At 62.6% G+C, this 14,262-nt stretch carries 13 protein-coding genes; 7 read left to right on the top strand and 6 right to left on the bottom strand.

The window, feature by feature from the left end:
- Positions 1-104 precede the first annotated feature (104 nt).
- Complete coding sequence (locus L9O85_RS06065) at positions 105-1,487, top strand: vWA domain-containing protein (RefSeq protein ID WP_108981397.1); 1,383 nt, start codon at positions 105-107, stop codon at positions 1,485-1,487.
- Positions 1,488-1,753: 266 nt separating this feature from the next.
- Here L9O85_RS06065 and aroE read toward each other — a convergent pair whose 3' ends face one another.
- The 4 genes from aroE to L9O85_RS06045 form a co-directional block, all read right to left on the bottom strand.
- Positions 1,754-2,617 carry a shikimate dehydrogenase gene (gene aroE / locus L9O85_RS06060; protein ID WP_108981398.1) on the bottom strand — a complete coding sequence of 288 codons (864 nt, stop codon included), beginning with the start codon at positions 2,615-2,617 and terminating at the stop codon, positions 1,754-1,756.
- Positions 2,618-2,631: 14 nt separating this feature from the next.
- Entirely contained in the window at positions 2,632-3,405 is a 774-nt protein-coding gene (aroD, locus tag L9O85_RS06055) for a type I 3-dehydroquinate dehydratase (RefSeq protein WP_346015896.1), read from the bottom strand.
- A gap of 76 nt (positions 3,406-3,481) precedes the next feature.
- Positions 3,482-4,738: an FAD-dependent oxidoreductase gene (locus tag L9O85_RS06050; protein WP_050624563.1), complete on the bottom strand. Its 1,257-nt coding sequence runs from the start codon at positions 4,736-4,738 to the stop codon at positions 3,482-3,484.
- Positions 4,739-4,760: 22 nt separating this feature from the next.
- Complete coding sequence (locus tag L9O85_RS06045) at positions 4,761-6,203, bottom strand: SLC13 family permease (RefSeq protein ID WP_050624562.1); 1,443 nt, start codon at positions 6,201-6,203, stop codon at positions 4,761-4,763.
- A gap of 238 nt (positions 6,204-6,441) precedes the next feature.
- Here L9O85_RS06045 and L9O85_RS06040 point away from each other — a divergent pair, with 238 nt between their 5' ends.
- Positions 6,442-7,383, top strand: coding sequence for a LysR family transcriptional regulator (locus L9O85_RS06040; protein ID WP_301579907.1), 942 nt, complete (start codon positions 6,442-6,444; stop codon positions 7,381-7,383).
- A gap of 93 nt (positions 7,384-7,476) precedes the next feature.
- Here L9O85_RS06040 and L9O85_RS06035 read toward each other — a convergent pair whose 3' ends face one another.
- Entirely contained in the window at positions 7,477-8,919 is a 1,443-nt protein-coding gene (locus L9O85_RS06035) for an SLC13 family permease (RefSeq protein WP_050624560.1), read from the bottom strand.
- A 24-nt stretch (positions 8,920-8,943) separates the two neighbouring features.
- Entirely contained in the window at positions 8,944-10,212 is a 1,269-nt protein-coding gene (locus L9O85_RS06030) for an FAD-dependent oxidoreductase (protein ID WP_050624559.1), read from the bottom strand.
- Positions 10,213-10,488: 276 nt separating this feature from the next.
- Between L9O85_RS06030 and L9O85_RS06025 the strand changes: the two genes are divergently transcribed.
- The 5 genes from L9O85_RS06025 to L9O85_RS06010 all read left to right on the top strand — a co-directional run bounded on the left by L9O85_RS06025 (position 10,489) and on the right by L9O85_RS06010 (position 14,163).
- Positions 10,489-11,430, top strand: coding sequence for a LysR family transcriptional regulator (locus L9O85_RS06025; RefSeq protein ID WP_050624558.1), 942 nt, complete (start codon positions 10,489-10,491; stop codon positions 11,428-11,430).
- Between the two features lie 162 nt (positions 11,431-11,592).
- A complete protein-coding gene (gene vanR, locus L9O85_RS06020; protein ID WP_108981402.1) occupies positions 11,593-12,288 on the top strand; it encodes a VanR-ABDEGLN family response regulator transcription factor in 696 nt (231 codons plus the stop codon).
- A complete protein-coding gene (locus L9O85_RS15170; RefSeq protein ID WP_430688781.1) occupies positions 12,281-12,817 on the top strand; it encodes a hypothetical protein in 537 nt (178 codons plus the stop codon). The genes vanR and L9O85_RS15170 overlap by 8 nt, the downstream gene beginning before the upstream one ends.
- Entirely contained in the window at positions 12,699-13,436 is a 738-nt protein-coding gene (locus L9O85_RS15165; protein ID WP_430688780.1) for a sensor histidine kinase, read from the top strand. The genes L9O85_RS15170 and L9O85_RS15165 overlap by 119 nt, the downstream gene beginning before the upstream one ends.
- Positions 13,426-14,163: a GNAT family N-acetyltransferase gene (locus L9O85_RS06010; protein ID WP_276853701.1), complete on the top strand. Its 738-nt coding sequence runs from the start codon at positions 13,426-13,428 to the stop codon at positions 14,161-14,163. The genes L9O85_RS15165 and L9O85_RS06010 overlap by 11 nt, the downstream gene beginning before the upstream one ends.
- The last annotated feature ends 99 nt before the right edge of the window (positions 14,164-14,262 follow it).

Here is a 14,262-nt window from a genome sequence, read left to right as displayed (position 1 = left end):
CCGGCCGGTCCGGAAGGGGACGCCTTTTCTATGGGCGGCGGTGTCAACGTGGGACAGCGGCGCATAGATTGTTTTGGGGCCTCGCCCCGAAGGAGGTAATACGAATGGGTATTACAAATTCTAATAAAGTGATCAATGCGGATAGGATCGACTGTGACGGCTCCCTGAAAGTCACGCTGGCCCTCACTGCCGCTCCTGATATTATTTCCACCCCCACTGACATTGCGCTGGTACTGGACCGCTCCGGCAGTATGACCGGGACCCCGCTGACCAACATGAAGACCGGCGCGAAGACCTTCATCGACATCATCTCCCAGTCCACCGGCGGCCAGTCCTCCGGTGAGATCGGCTCCGGCAGCCACATCGGCATCGTCAGCTTTGCCGACACGGCCCAGCAGAACACCCAGCTGATCACCTCGGTATCCACCTTGAAGAACGCTGTAGACTCCCTTTCAGCTGGCGGGAGCACCAACCATGCCGATGCCTTCTCCAAGGCCATCGCCCTCTTTGACCCCAGCTCCAGCAATGACAAGGTCATCGTCATGTTCACCGACGGAAAGACCACCGCCGGTGCGCCCCCGGCCCCCGTCGCAGCCGCCGCCCGGGCCCAGGGCATCGTCATCTACTGCATCGGCCTGCTGGGCTCTGACGGGGTGGATGTCAATGCTCTCAACGACTGGGCCACCGACCCCGACGCCAGCCACGTAGCGGTCACCCCCGACGCCGCCGAACTGGAGGAGCTCTTCGCGGAGCTGGCGGCCAATATCTCCAAGACTGGTGCCACCAACATCGTCATCAACGAGACCGTGACCGCTGATTTCGTCATCACCAGCATCCTGACGCCCTCCGCCGGCAGCGCCACCATGCTCAATGCCACCTCCCTGCGCTGGACCATCCCCCAGCTGGGCGTCTCCTCCCCGGAGAGTGCTGCGCTGGAGTTCTTCATCCGCCACGTGGGCCAGAATCCCGGCACCAAGCTGGTCAATGAGTCTATCACCTACTCCGACACCGAGGGGAACGTGGTGGACTTTCCTGAGCCCACCGTGTCTGTGGAGTGCGACGTGGTGGTCAATCCTGAGGAGTGCCCCGTGCCGGCGGACCTGACCATCGAAGGCTGCTCGGACTCCGTGGTGGTGGACATGGGCAATGTCTATCTGGAGTCCCTGGGCCGCATCATCCAGATGGATGTGACCATCAAGAATGTATGCCCTGGCAAGCGGGTGGCCTTGGCTGCCATTCTCACTGAGGTGGATGAAAATGGAATGGAGTATCAGCGCGGGAGCAAGGCCATGACCATCCCGGCCCATAACTTCCCCACCTGCCGCGATGTGCTGGTCAAATGCATCAAGTTCGTGCTTCCGGAAGATCTTGATATCTCTGGCGGCTCCACCCAGGTCATGTGCAACCCCCGCAGCTTCAAGGCCCGGTTCATCGCCCACAACATCGACAGCGACTTCCGCTGCTGTGAGTCTGTCCTGACCCTGTAAACTGCCCCTTTCCCCACAAACCACCGCCTTCCGCGGTGGTACATACCTCCCCGGGCCGTTTCTTCTCCTTCTGGCGGGGCGGCTTGCCGCTTTCCTGGTTTTCGGACAAGCGCCCCAAGAAATATGGTCCTTCTGGCCTGTTCCGGCTTTGGGGAGCATGATACTTGTATGGTCCCGGCGGCCCCGCCCGCTCCGTCCTGTAAGCGCAGCAGTGCGGTCAGCGCCTTCCCGGCGCTGGCCGCACTGATTTGGTCCCTGCCAGTCCCCTATTGAAAATACTTCTCCCGGATCTGCTGGATGGGCATCTCCCGCCCGGTCCACAGGCGGAAGGACGCCGCCCCCTGGTGGAGCAGCATATACATCCCGTTGAAGGTCTTCAGTCCCGCCTCTCGGGCCATCCTCAGCAGCTGTGTCTCCCGGGGCTGGTAGATCACGTCCGACACGGTCAGCCCGGCGTGGAGCCAGGAGGCGTCGGGGATCAGGCAGCCCGGCATCCGCTCCATACCCACCGGCGTGGTGTTCACCAGAAGGTCCGCCTGCCCCAGGCAGGTCCGCAGCGCCTCCCGGTCGTCCAGATCGTGGAGGACCACCCGGCACTGGGAGGCCCGCTCCAGCTCGGCCGCCACCCGCTCCGCCCGGGGCCAGAAGGCGTCCCTGGGGTTGAACACATCAATGGCCGCCATTCCGTCCAGGGCGGCCTGGACCAGGACGGCGGTGCCGGCACCGCCGGCACCCAGCTGGACCATCCGCTTCCCCTCCGGCTGAAAGCCCGCCTCCCGGGCGCTCCTCATATAGCCCTCCCCATCGGTGGTGTGGCCCACCAGGCTTCCGCCCTCGTTGACCACGGTGTTGACCGCCCCGCAGATGCGGGCGGCCGGAGAGAGACGCTCGCACAGGGCTGCCGCCGCAGTCTTGTGGGGCATGGTCACGTTGAAGCCACGCACCCCCAGAGCCTTCAGCCCCTCCACCGCCTCGGCCAGGCGGTCCGGCGCCACGTCAAAGGCCAGGTAGGTATAGTCCAGGTCCAGCAGAGCGCAGGCCTCGTTGTGCATCGCGGGGGAGATGCTGTGGGCCACCGGGCTGCCCAGCAGGCACAGCAGTCCCGTGCGGCCGGTGACTTGACGGCTCATTTATCCCCCTCCCCTCAGCTCCGGGGGGCCAGGGCCCGGTGGAGGATATCCATGGCGGCGTTCAGCTCCTCCACGGGGATCTGCCCGGGGGCGGAGACCTGGCCCACCGCGCCGAAGGTCATAGCCGAGCCGAAGTACTCCCCGCACAGGCGGCTGACCACCCCGGCCCCCATGGACATGGTGATGATGGGCCGGTCGGCGTACTTCCCGCTCATCTCCTGGGTGGCGTCCAGCAGGGCAATGACATCTCCCGGGCACCGGGGCATCACCGCGATCTTCGGAATGTCCGCCCCCAGCTCCTGCATCTTCCGCAGGCGGAAGAGCAGGTCAGCCTTGTCCGGCGTGCCGCCGAAGTCGTGGTTGGAGCCCACCACCGCTTTCCCCGCGGCGTGGATGGCCTGAATGTTCCGGCGGACCACCTCGTCCCCGGAGAAGACCTCCACATCCACGGCGTCCGCGTCTCCCGACTGGGCCACCGCGGTGTTCAGCGCCGTATAGGCCTCCATGTCGATCTCCTTCTCGCCCCCCTCCTTCCTGGTGCGGAAGGTGAACAGGATGGGGGTCTCCCCCAGGATCTCCCGCAGCCCCTTCAGTGTGCTCAGCACCTTAGGCAGCTGGAAGACATCCTCATAGAAGTCCACCCGCCACTCCACCACGTCCAGGGCGTGGGCACGGAACTCCTGGGCCTTCTCCAGGATGCCCTGGGCCGTAGCGGCCACGATGGGGACGATCACCTTGGGCTTTCCGCAGCCCACCTCGACATTGCGCAGCATCACTGTTTTCATCAAAACTTTCTCCTTTGCCAAATATCAAAATACGGGGGGCCGCCGCAGGTATCCCTGCGGCAGCCCCAGATCCAATTTTTCAAAAGCCCAGCTGCTTTGAGATGCTCCTGCCGTCCAGGGCATTGGGCGCTGTCCCCAGGTGCACGCTCTCAGCCGCAGCCAGACCTGCCGCCTCTCCCAGGCGCATACAGGTTATCATGACACGGATGCAGGCGTGGGCCGCATAATCAGTGGAAATACACCGCCCCGCCAGCAGGAGGTTGGAGATCTCGTTGGTGACCAGACAGTGGTAAGGGATATAGAACACGCCCGTCTTGGGCTTGACGATGGTGCTGGAGACACCGTCGGTGTCATGGATATCCACAGGGTAGGAGCTTCTGACTACAGGGTCTGCAAAGAGCTTCCCCTCTACCACGTCCTCACCCGTGAGGACATATTTCCCCTGGATCCTTCGGGAGTCCCGCAGGCCGGTGAAATCTCCTGTAGAGATGAGGTAGGCCTTCTCAAATCCCGGCACGTTTTCAATAAAGAAGCGGCTGATCCTCCTTACCTGACGCCGGGCCTCCATCTCCGCCCGGCTCCACTGAGCCGCATCCAGAGGATCGATCCGAATTCGGCTCATATTGGAGTAGATCGTTCCGGATGGGAGGGGGCGTGCCAACAGGTTATTGACATAAAGGCACCCTTCTTCGATCCCCTTCTGTGCCAGACGCTCCCGCTCCGGCTGGCTGACCTGCTCATACCGCGCTATGTCCACACCGGCCATTTTGTACATCAAGGTCCCGGGCTGAAGGACGCCTTTTTCGTCCCCTATCTCCCAGCGGCAGCCGGCACTGACCGCCACGCTCCCATGGAAGGAGGCGTCAATGACCACTTTGCCGCTCACAGTTTGGACCCCCTGCTCGTTGTGGATGGTCAGTGCGGTGATGACGCCGTCCTCTACCTGCGCGCCGATGACCCGGGTATGGAGGAGCAGCTCCACGCCCGCCTGGTCCACCAGATCGAAGATCAGATCTTTGAGTATCTCGGACTCATAGGGGATGACTGGGATATCCAGGTCTCTGCGTCCGCATAGATAGATCGTCTCGATGCCGGGGGTCCCGCCCGCAGCGGCGAGGCCGTCCATCACGTCCTTGATGATGCCCTGCTGAGGCCTGTCCGGCTCACCATCGGCAAAACCCATGAACATGCTCACCTGCGCTCCGGTGGCGGTCCCGCCCAAATACGCCTTTTCCTCGATGAGCAGCGTCTTTGCGCCCCCTCTGGCGGCCGTCACAGCGGCTGCAAAACCGGCGGTACCGCCGCCGACCACAATAACATCAAACTGTCGTTCCATAAGCAGCTCTCCTTTCCCTCTGTCACATGATGGCCGCGGCGATCGGGTAGCCCACCACCGCAAAGATCACGGCCGCTGTGACGGACCACAAGAGCCCATATTTGAGCATCGTATCCGTATTCAGCCATCCGGACCCGGCCGCAATGGCGGCGTGGGCCGTGGAGGGCGGAGTCGCGCAGGCCACGCAGGCACAGGCGCCAATCACGCAGGTCAACGCGGCAGGATCGACCCCGGAAATAGCTCCGCCGTACACCAGCGGCAGCGAGATGCTGTACATCAGAGTGACGGTGACCGTGTTGGAGGCAAAGTTGGTGATCATGACCGTGGCCAGGGCGATAAACAGCACGAAGATAATGGGGGACATACTGCCGATGATGGGGGAGAGCGCTCCGCTGACCACAGCGGTGATGCCCGCTTCTTCATGGGTCAGGGCGCTGCCCAGCACGCTGGTGGCCGCCACCATGAACACAGCACCCCAGGGCACCCCCTTGGCCACGGCCTCATTGAAGTTCATCAGAGGCTTCCCCTCCACATGGAGGACGCACAGCAGGCACGCTCCGATCATGGCCGGGGTGGGCGTCCCCAGCGAGGAGATGGCGGAGGCCACCTCGGGCAGGACAGGCGCAATGATCCCGGGCAGCAGCCACATGGCCACCACCAGCACGAAGACGAGCAGCGTATATTTCTCCTGGCGGCTCATCGGAGTGGTCTCAGACTTCAGCACAGAGCTGTCCAGACTGCTCAGGCGCTCCGTCCCTGGACGACAGACGAATTTGGTCAGCACCATGGACGCCGCGAAAGTGACCAGGCATGCCGCTACGCCGAAGATGGTATAGGAGACGAAATTCACCGGGACCCCGGCGTCGTTCTCATACAGGGAGAGTGCCATCGTGGTGACTGTGTGGGCGATCGGGGTGGCAGCAGTGGACAGGGAGGCAAAAAACAGGATGCCCAGCACGACGATCTGAGGGAAACGGTCGCCCTTCTCGTACTTCAATTCCTTGAAGATCTGCTCTGCAATGGGCAGGCAGACGATAAAGGCCGGGATGGGAGACATAAAGGAACCGATGACCAGGGGAGCCAGAAACAGCAGCCCCAAAAACAGCCAGGGGTTCTTCTGCGCCCAGGGCCGGGTGACGAACCAGACCGCGCAGCGCTTGAGGAAGCCGGTCTGGCCCAGGGTATAGGTCACCATGGAGCTGAAAAGCACAAAGGAAGTGATCCAGCCTCCCATAGAGCCCGACAGGCCGCTGGAATACGTGTACAGCGGGGACAGGATCAGCGCGATGATGCACAGGATACTGGGCCAGGTGACCGAAACGAACATCCACAGCAGGATCGTGCCGATGAAAATACCGGCCACCTGCATCCCCAGAGGGGTCAGCCCAAAGACGGGGGGCAGAAACTGACATCCAAACATAAGCAGGACGCCGATGATAGTCGCGATCGTTTTTTTCGTACTCATGATCTTCTCACATTCCTCCTGATCTGATTTTCAAGCCGGCTCGTTCTCTGTGTCAAATTATAGAGCAAACCATCTCAGGAGCAATTCTTCTTCCCTCTCTATTTATTCTCAAGAGGAATAAATAGAATCTTTTGTTCCTTTTTTGTGCATTTTCCCCTCTCTTTCTCCTGGTATTTTCCACTCTGCCCCCAAAACATTCGGTCCATTCTCATTGTAACGGGGCAGGCGTCATGCTATAATGAAAAGGATCATTCTGAGAGGGGGTGCTCTGTTGGAGCTGGACCAGGTCCGCCACGTGCTGGCGGTGGTAAAATACCGCACATTTCTGGAGGCATCCTTTCAGCTCAACCGCTCTCAGTCCTCCCTGTCCAAAAGCATCCGCCGGCTGGAGGAGGAGCTGGGGATCTCCATCTTTGAGCGCACCACCCGCCGCGTGGAGCTGACCCCGGCAGGCCGTGACTTCGTCGCTTACGCCGAACAGATGATGGTCTGTTATGAAGGGATGCTCCACGCCATGGAACAGCACCGCAGCAACGGCAAGCGCTCCCTCCGGGTGGGCAGCATCTATTTCGGCCTGCACAACCGCCTGGCCCCTCTGGTGGCCAATTTTTTCAAGCTCCACCCCAGCATGGAGATCGAGATCCGGGAATCCACCACCACGCCGCTCCTTCAGGATCTCCATAAAGGGGAGCTGGATGTGGTCTTTGTCTCCAGCATGTACCCGGAAGGAGCTGAGCGGGCCAATTTCTCTCAGTATCCAGAATACCGCTCCCATTCCTGCTTCCGGGAGTCCTATCAGATCGTGGTCAGCCGGGACCACCCCTTTGCAGGCCGGAGCCAGCTCACATATGAGGACCTGGCTGACCAGCCCTTTATCATGACGGACCGGACCATGGACGTCTATCACAGGGCCGTTCAGAAAGCCTTTGACGCCCACAGGGTCCCCCTGCATATCGCCATGTACTGCACCACTGTCCGCTCTGTTCTGCATATGGTCTCCCAGAACATGGGGATCGCCATGCTCTCTCCCCTGGTCATCGAGGAGTCGGACGACCTGTGCATCATCCCCCTGAAGGATGCCCTGCTGCGGGACACTCAGATGGTGATCCTCAACCAGAAAGAGATCCCGCCCCACGTGAGATCCTTTTATCATTATGTCAAGACTCAAAATCTGGCGTAGCCTTTTTTCGATATCCTGAAAGGCCCCGCGGGGTCTGCCGTTGAGCGGACCTCACGGGGCTTTTCATTCCGGCATCCACCGTGGGGCGGACGCTTACAGCACCGCGGCGGCGATGGGGTAGCCCACAAAGGCCAGGATCACGATGCTCAGCAGGGCCATCAGGCCGCCGTACTTGAACATATCCTTCACGTCCACCCAGCCGGTGCCGGCCACCACGGCCATGGGCATGGTGCTGGGGGGAGTGGCGAAAGCGTAGGAGGCCGCGGCTCCGATGACGGAGGCCAGGGCTACCATATTGATGTTGCCCATAGCCAGGGCGATGGGGGCGGAGATGGTATAGAACACGGTGGCGCACACGGTGTTGGAGGAGAAGTTGGTTGCGATGATGCACAGGGTGGCGATGACCAGGATGAAGATGGTCTGGTTCATCCCGGAGACCAGGGGGGTGACGTTGCTGATAAGAAAGTCGGAGATGCCCACCTTCTCCAGCGTCAGGGCGCCGCTGATGACCAGGACGGCGGCATTGAAGATCAGGGCGCTCCAGGGCACGCCGCGGGCGGCCGCGTCCTTATAATCCATAATGGGCTTGCCGTCCACCTTGGTCAGGCAGAGGATCACGATGGCCACCATCACAGGCACCGCATTGCCCAGCGCAGAGATATACCCGCCGACGGTGGGGGCGATGTCCTTCAGGAAGCCCTGGAGGAGCCAGATCACGATGACCACCACGAACAGGACCGCGGAGATCTTCTCCTGCACGCTCATGGGCTGGAGGTCAGAGCGCAGCCTGGTGGCATCATAGTGGCGCAGCTTGTTCAGGTCCGGGCGGTAGAGCAGGCGGTACACCAGGATCAGGGCCGCAAAGATCAGCAGGCCGGTGACAATGCCGAAAGCGCTGTATGCCATGATGTTCACGGACAGGCCGGTCTGGGACTCCAGCAGCTGGATGGGGATCAGGATGATGGCGTGGCCCAGGGGGGTGTTGGCGGAGCCGATCCCCACCGCGATGCCCAGGCCCAGCACCAGCATCTGGGGGAAGCGGTCCCCCTTCTCATACTTCAGCTCCTTGAAGACCTGCTCCGCGATGGGCAGGAAGACCAGCAGGGCTGCGGTCTGAGACATGAAGGAGGCCATGAACATGGCCCCAAAGAGGAACATGGTCACGAACATCCAGGGGCTGCGCTGGGCCAGCTTGTTGGTAAAAAACCAGATGGCCAGCCGGCGGGTGAGGCCCACCTGGGACAGCACGTGGCTGAGCATGAAGAACACCAGCAGGAAGGCGATGGTAGAGTTGCCGAAGCCGCTTTTAAAGATATCCCCTGGCGACATGATCTGGAAGATGGCCAGGATCGCCATGCACAGCAGGCTGGGCCAGTCGGTGCCGATGAAGTTCCACATGAGCATGATGCCGATGAAGATACCGATGACCTGCATGCTGGTCTGGTTCAGGCCCGCGGGAGCGGGGATGAACTGGAACAGCAGGATGAACGCAAAGGAGATCAGCAGCATCACGAGTTTTGAGGTCTTGCCTTTCACTTTTGGATCTCTCCCTTCTCTTTCTTACACACCATATTTCTGATCCAGACAGCTCCGCAGGCTGGCGGAGGAGATCTGGTCCAGAGTCTTGTTTTCCCGCAGGGCCAATGCCGCCGCATAGCCCGCCGACTCTCCCACGTTCATCATGATGGGCATGACCCGGACCGCCCCAAAGGCCTTCGGGTCCGCGGACAGGCACTTTCCGGCCGCCAGGGTCCGCTTCATCCCCAGGGGGAGCAGGCTGCGGTAGGGGATATGATAGACCCCGGGGAGCATCTTCCACACCACGGTGTTGGTCACGGGGTCGTGGAGGTCCATGGGATAGCATCCGCAGGCCACCCGGTCCTCAAAGCAGGTCATCCGCTCCAGATCCTCGATGGTCAGCCGGTAGGCCCCCCGGATGCGCCGGGCGTCCCGCACACCGGCCAGAGGGGCGATGCCGGAGAGGTAGGCCCCCTCCAGGCCGGGCACCTCCCGCTGGACGAAGCGGAAGATGGGCTCGATCTGGGACCTCAGCTCCACCATCCCCCGGGTGGCGTCGGCCAGATCCTCGTGGTCAAACTTGGCCCGGGTGACATTCAGGCTCACGTCCCGGGTGCCGGGGATGGGGGTAAAGGCCAGGATGCCTCCCTTCAGCACACCGCTCTCCCGGCCCTGCCGGATGGTCTCCCCCAGGCGTGGGCTGTGGATAAAGGCGTCCAGCTGGTCCAGGTCCACGTTGGAGATGCGGAACATCAGGGTGGCGATCATCCGCTCCCTCTCGTCCGCCGCCTCCGTCTCCCCGCCCAGCGCCTGGACCAGGGAGGCGTTTCCGGTGGCGTCGATCAGGTATTTTCCGGAGAGGGCGATCTCCTGATACGGCCCCCGGGCCGTGATCTGACACTCCTCCTCTCCCTCTCTGGCCGCGGTCAGCTCCGTCTCATAGAGCAGGGTGATCCCCGCCTCCACGGCCAGCTGCTCCAGCAGAAGCTTGAGCCGCTCCGGGTCATAGCGGAGGCGGTCGATCTTCACCTCTTTGTTGGAGGACATTGGGACTGCGAAGTGGTAGGCCGCATGTCCGCCCCAGATCAGGCGGTCAAAGACCTCCCGCTCGATCCCCCGGTAGAGGGGCGCCCCCTGAAAGCCCGCCGCGTTCATCTCGGTCAGACCGGAGCTGGCGGCCAGGCCGCCCAGGCAGGTCCCCCGCTCCACCACGGCCACCTTCAGCCCCTCCCGGGCCGCGGCGATGGCGCTGAAGGCCCCGGCTGTGCCGCCTCCCACCACGATCAGATCAAACTGTGTCTCTTGCTGCATGTACTCCCTTCTTTCTTCTGTTGTTTGGCGTCATTTTAACCAAAATCCGGAACAAAAAGCAATCTCACTTTGGAAAGTCATATTTCCGAAACGGAATCGGATTCTATTTTCAAGGCATATTCCATTCCAAAACAGCATATCATTCTGTTTTGGAATTTTTATTTTCCAATTTGGTATCATACTGCCTGGGATTTTGGGAAACTCTCGTTGTCTTTCTCCGCCCCCCATGGTATCATAGGGCATATCACGGCAATCTGCACAAGGGATGGATGTCAGATGGACCTGTTTCAGTTGAAATGCTTTGTCAATGTGGTGGATCAGCGGAGCTTTACAAAGGCCGCCTTTGAGGTCTCCAGCTCCCAGTCCGCCCTGTCCAAGCAGATCAGCAAGCTGGAGGATGAGCTGAACGTCCGTCTGTTTGACCGCAGCCGCCGGGTGGTGACGCTGACGCCCGCAGGCCGGGAGTTCGAGCCCCACGCCCGAAAGCTGCTGGCCGACTATGACGAGATGATGGCCTCCATCAAGCGGTTCTCCAACAGCGGGCATCTGCACATCGGCAGTGTGGACCACATGGGCCGGGTGGGGCTGACTACCCCCATCTCCACCTTTTTGAAGCAGTATCCCGACGGCGGCGTCACCATCGACATCGAGCGGGGGACCTCCCTGGGGGTGATGGACCAGCTGGTGGCGGGAAAGCTGGATATGGCCTTCATCGCCCACATCATCTCCCCCTTTTCCAAGGCGTCCAACATCGACGCCTATCAGCTGGACCACTACCGCCTCTATACCCTGGTGGTGGACAACTACCACGCCATCGTCAGCCGCCGCCATCGGTTCGCCGGGCTGGATGTGGTCACCTGGCAGGATCTGGCGGAGGAAAAGCTGGTCATTTTGGACAAGAGCTACGGTCTCAATGCCATCATCCGGGAATCCTTCCGCCAGTGCGGCCTGCGGCCCAACATCGCCTTCGAGTGCGACCAGGTGGACGCCATCCTGGGGATGGTGGAGGGAAATTTCGGGATCTCCATCCTCTCCAAGCGCATTGCCGCCACCCAGTATGACGTGGAGGCCATCCCCATCGACCCGCCCATCTCCCGCAACACCGTGCTGGTGGTCCCCAAGGAGGTGGAGGCCCGCCAGCGGCTGGCCGGCGGCTTTGTCCGCCACATCGTGGATTATTACAGGGACAACACCCCCGGCCCCTGCGGGGAGCCGTAGCCTCCGCCCTCCACGCCCGGGCGGTTCCCGGCATTCTCCCCCCTCGCGCACTGTCCGTCGGACGGAGCGCGAGGGGGGCGCTTTCTGTCCGGCCCTGCCTCTCGACAGGGCCTCCTCCCCGTGGTACAATGGACAAAACCACAAAGGAGACTGTCCCGGGACATGGAGACAAACATTTTGATCGTAGACGACGAGGCCGCCATCGCCGACCTGGTGGAGGTCTATCTGAAAAATGAGGGCTACACTGTCCACAAGTTCGGCCGCGCGGGGGACGCCCTGGCCTGTGTGGCCTCCACGCCGCTTGACCTGGCCATCCTGGATGTGATGCTCCCGGATATGGACGGCTTCACCCTGTGCCAGAAGATCCGGGAGGCGCACCTGTTCCCCATCCTGATGCTCACTGCCAGGGTGGAGGACATGGACAAGATCATGGGGCTGACCCTGGGGGCGGACGACTACCTCACCAAGCCCTTCAATCCTCTGGAGCTGGTGGCCCGGGTCAAGACCCAGCTCCGGCGGTACACCCGGTACAACCAGGGCGGCCAGCCGGGGGGAGAGGCGCAGGAGCACGACTTCCGGGGGCTCCAGATCTCCCGGGCCACCCACAAGTGCGTGCTGTTCGGCGAGGAGCTCCCCCTGACCCCCCTGGAATTTTCCATCCTATGGTACCTGTGCCAGCACCGGGGGCAGGTGGTGTCCAGCGAGGAGCTGTTCGAGTCGGTGTGGGGAGAGAAGTATATGGACAGCAACAACACCGTCATGTCCCACATCGCCCGCCTGCGGGAGAAGATGCACGAACCCAGCCGAAAGCCGAAATTCATCAAGACTGTGTGGGGGGTGGGCTACACCATTGAGTAAGGAACGCAAGCCCCGTCTGGCGCAGCGGCTCCAGACAGACCGTGGGCTCTACCGCGCCCTCCAGCGCTGGGGGTATTATCTGCTGGCCCTGATGGCCTGGGTGACCGTGGTGCTGGCGGTCTCCGCCCTGGGGGTCCTGGTGTGCAGCCGCCTTACCTGGTATGAGACCGACCCTCTCTACCACCTGCTCCTGTGGGTCCGGGACTACTACTTCTTCGTCTGCATAGCGGTGGTCCTGCTGGGCTGGGTGGTCATCAGCTGGCACTTCATCTCCCGCCCAGTCCGCCAGCTGGATGCGCTGATCGGCGCCTCCGCCCAGCTCACCCGTCCCACGGAGGAGCCCATCCGCCTGCCCGCCTCCATGAAGAGCGTGGAGGACCAGCTGAACCTGGCCCGGGAGGAGGCCCTGCGTGCCCAGCGGGCCGCCCGGGAGGCGGAACAGCGGAAAAAACGACCTGGTGGTCTATCTGGCCCACGACCTGAAGACCCCCCTCACCAGCGTCATCGGCTATCTGACACTGCTCCGTGACGAGCCCCAGCTCTCCCCGGAGCTGCGCGCCCGCTACACCGGCATCGCCCTGGACAAGGCGGAGCGTCTGGAGGAGCTCATCAATGAATTCTTTGAGATCACCCGCTTCAACCTCAGCCATCTGGAGCTGGAGAAGCAGCCCGTGGACCTGTGCCGGATGCTCCAGCAGGTGGTCAGCGAGTTCGCCCCCATGCTGGGGGAGCGGGACCTGACCTGCGCCCTGGAGCTTCCCCCCAGCCTGGAATATGACTGCGACCCGGACAAGCTGGCCCGGGTGTTTGACAACCTGCTCCGCAACGCCTGCCATTACAGCACTCCCGGCAGCGTGGTCCGCATCTCCGGCGGGGAGGAGGGGGATTCCATTGTCCTCAGGTTCCTCAACTCCGGGCGGACCATCCCCCCGGAGAAGCTGGCGCGCATCTTTGACCAGTTCTTCCGCCTGGACAGCTCCCGCGCCACCCGGACGGGGGGCGCGGGCCTTGGCTTGGCCATAGCCAAGGAGATCCTGACTCTCCACGGCGGGACCATCACCGCCTGGAGCCGGGAGGATCAGGTCTGCTTCCAGGTGACGCTGCCCCGGGGCGGACAGCGGGAGGAGGGTCCAGCCCGTGAGCCATGACGCCGCCCCCCTGTTCGCAGGCTGGGAGAAGGGGATGATCCTCTCCTGTCTCCAGGGGCACATGGGCCAGGTGCGCACCGGGGGCGGGCATCCGCCGGAGAGCGCCCTGTGCGCCATCGGAGATTTCTGCTTTTTCGCCGGCCGGCCGGACCCGGCCCTGGTGCGGCAGGCCGACCGGCCCCTGCTGGTCCCCCGGACCGGGGACTGGGCCCCCGTGATCCGGGCGGTGTGGGGCCGCCGTGCCGTCCCCTTCCTCCGCTATGCCCTCTGTGGGGCCCCGGAGGACTTTGACCGGGACCGGCTGGCCGCCTTCGCCGCCGCCCTGCCCCCAGGCTTCTCCCTCTCCCCCATTCTGGCCGGGCACTATCCCCTGCTGACGGCCCAGGACTGGTCCCGGGACCTGTGCGGCAATTTCCGGGACGGTCCCGACTTCGCCCGGCGTGGGCTGGGGGTCATCGCTCTTCGGGACGGGGTCCCCGCGGCCGGCGCCTCCTCCTACGCCGTCTGGGACGGCGGCATCGAGATCCAGATCGACACCCGGCCGGACCTGCGCCGCCGGGGGCTGGCCCTGTCCTGCGGCGCCCGGCTGATCCTGACCTGCCTGGACCAGGGGCTCCTCCCCTCCTGGGACGCCCACGACCGGCGCTCCGCCGCCCTGGCGGAGAAGCTGGGCTACCGCCTGGACCGCCCCTACCCCGCCTATCTTCTGGACCAGACCGGTCCGTAAGAAAATCGCAAGATTTTCTTACGGATCTTATCAGACTTTCGCAGGAAAGACTCCAAGCAAGGTGCGCCCCCCTCTGATACCATAGGGTCATCGGAGGGG

It is taken from the genome of Lawsonibacter asaccharolyticus (assembly GCF_022453915.1).
GTDB lineage: Bacteria > Bacillota > Clostridia > Oscillospirales > Oscillospiraceae > Lawsonibacter > Lawsonibacter asaccharolyticus.
The sequence above is the reverse complement of the archived record's forward strand: the minus strand, read 5'-3'. Positions and strand labels throughout refer to the sequence as shown.

What these genes read in the sequence shown, in the direction of transcription:
- L9O85_RS06025 (WP_050624558.1), top strand. Translation starts at nt 10,489, where the DNA reads ATGGACCTGTTTCAGTTGAAATGCTTTGTCAATGTGGTGGATCAGCGG.
- vanR (WP_108981402.1), top strand. Translation starts at nt 11,593, where the DNA reads ATGGAGACAAACATTTTGATCGTAGACGACGAGGCCGCCATCGCCGAC.
- L9O85_RS06045 (WP_050624562.1), bottom strand. Translation starts at nt 6,203, where the DNA reads ATGAGTACGAAAAAAACGATCGCGACTATCATCGGCGTCCTGCTTATG.
- L9O85_RS06065 (WP_108981397.1), top strand. Translation starts at nt 105, where the DNA reads ATGGGTATTACAAATTCTAATAAAGTGATCAATGCGGATAGGATCGAC.
- L9O85_RS06050 (WP_050624563.1), bottom strand. Translation starts at nt 4,738, where the DNA reads ATGGAACGACAGTTTGATGTTATTGTGGTCGGCGGCGGTACCGCCGGT.
- L9O85_RS06040 (WP_301579907.1), top strand. Translation starts at nt 6,442, where the DNA reads ATGAAAAGGATCATTCTGAGAGGGGGTGCTCTGTTGGAGCTGGACCAG.
- aroE (WP_108981398.1), bottom strand. Translation starts at nt 2,617, where the DNA reads ATGAGCCGTCAAGTCACCGGCCGCACGGGACTGCTGTGCCTGCTGGGC.
- L9O85_RS06030 (WP_050624559.1), bottom strand. Translation starts at nt 10,212, where the DNA reads ATGCAGCAAGAGACACAGTTTGATCTGATCGTGGTGGGAGGCGGCACA.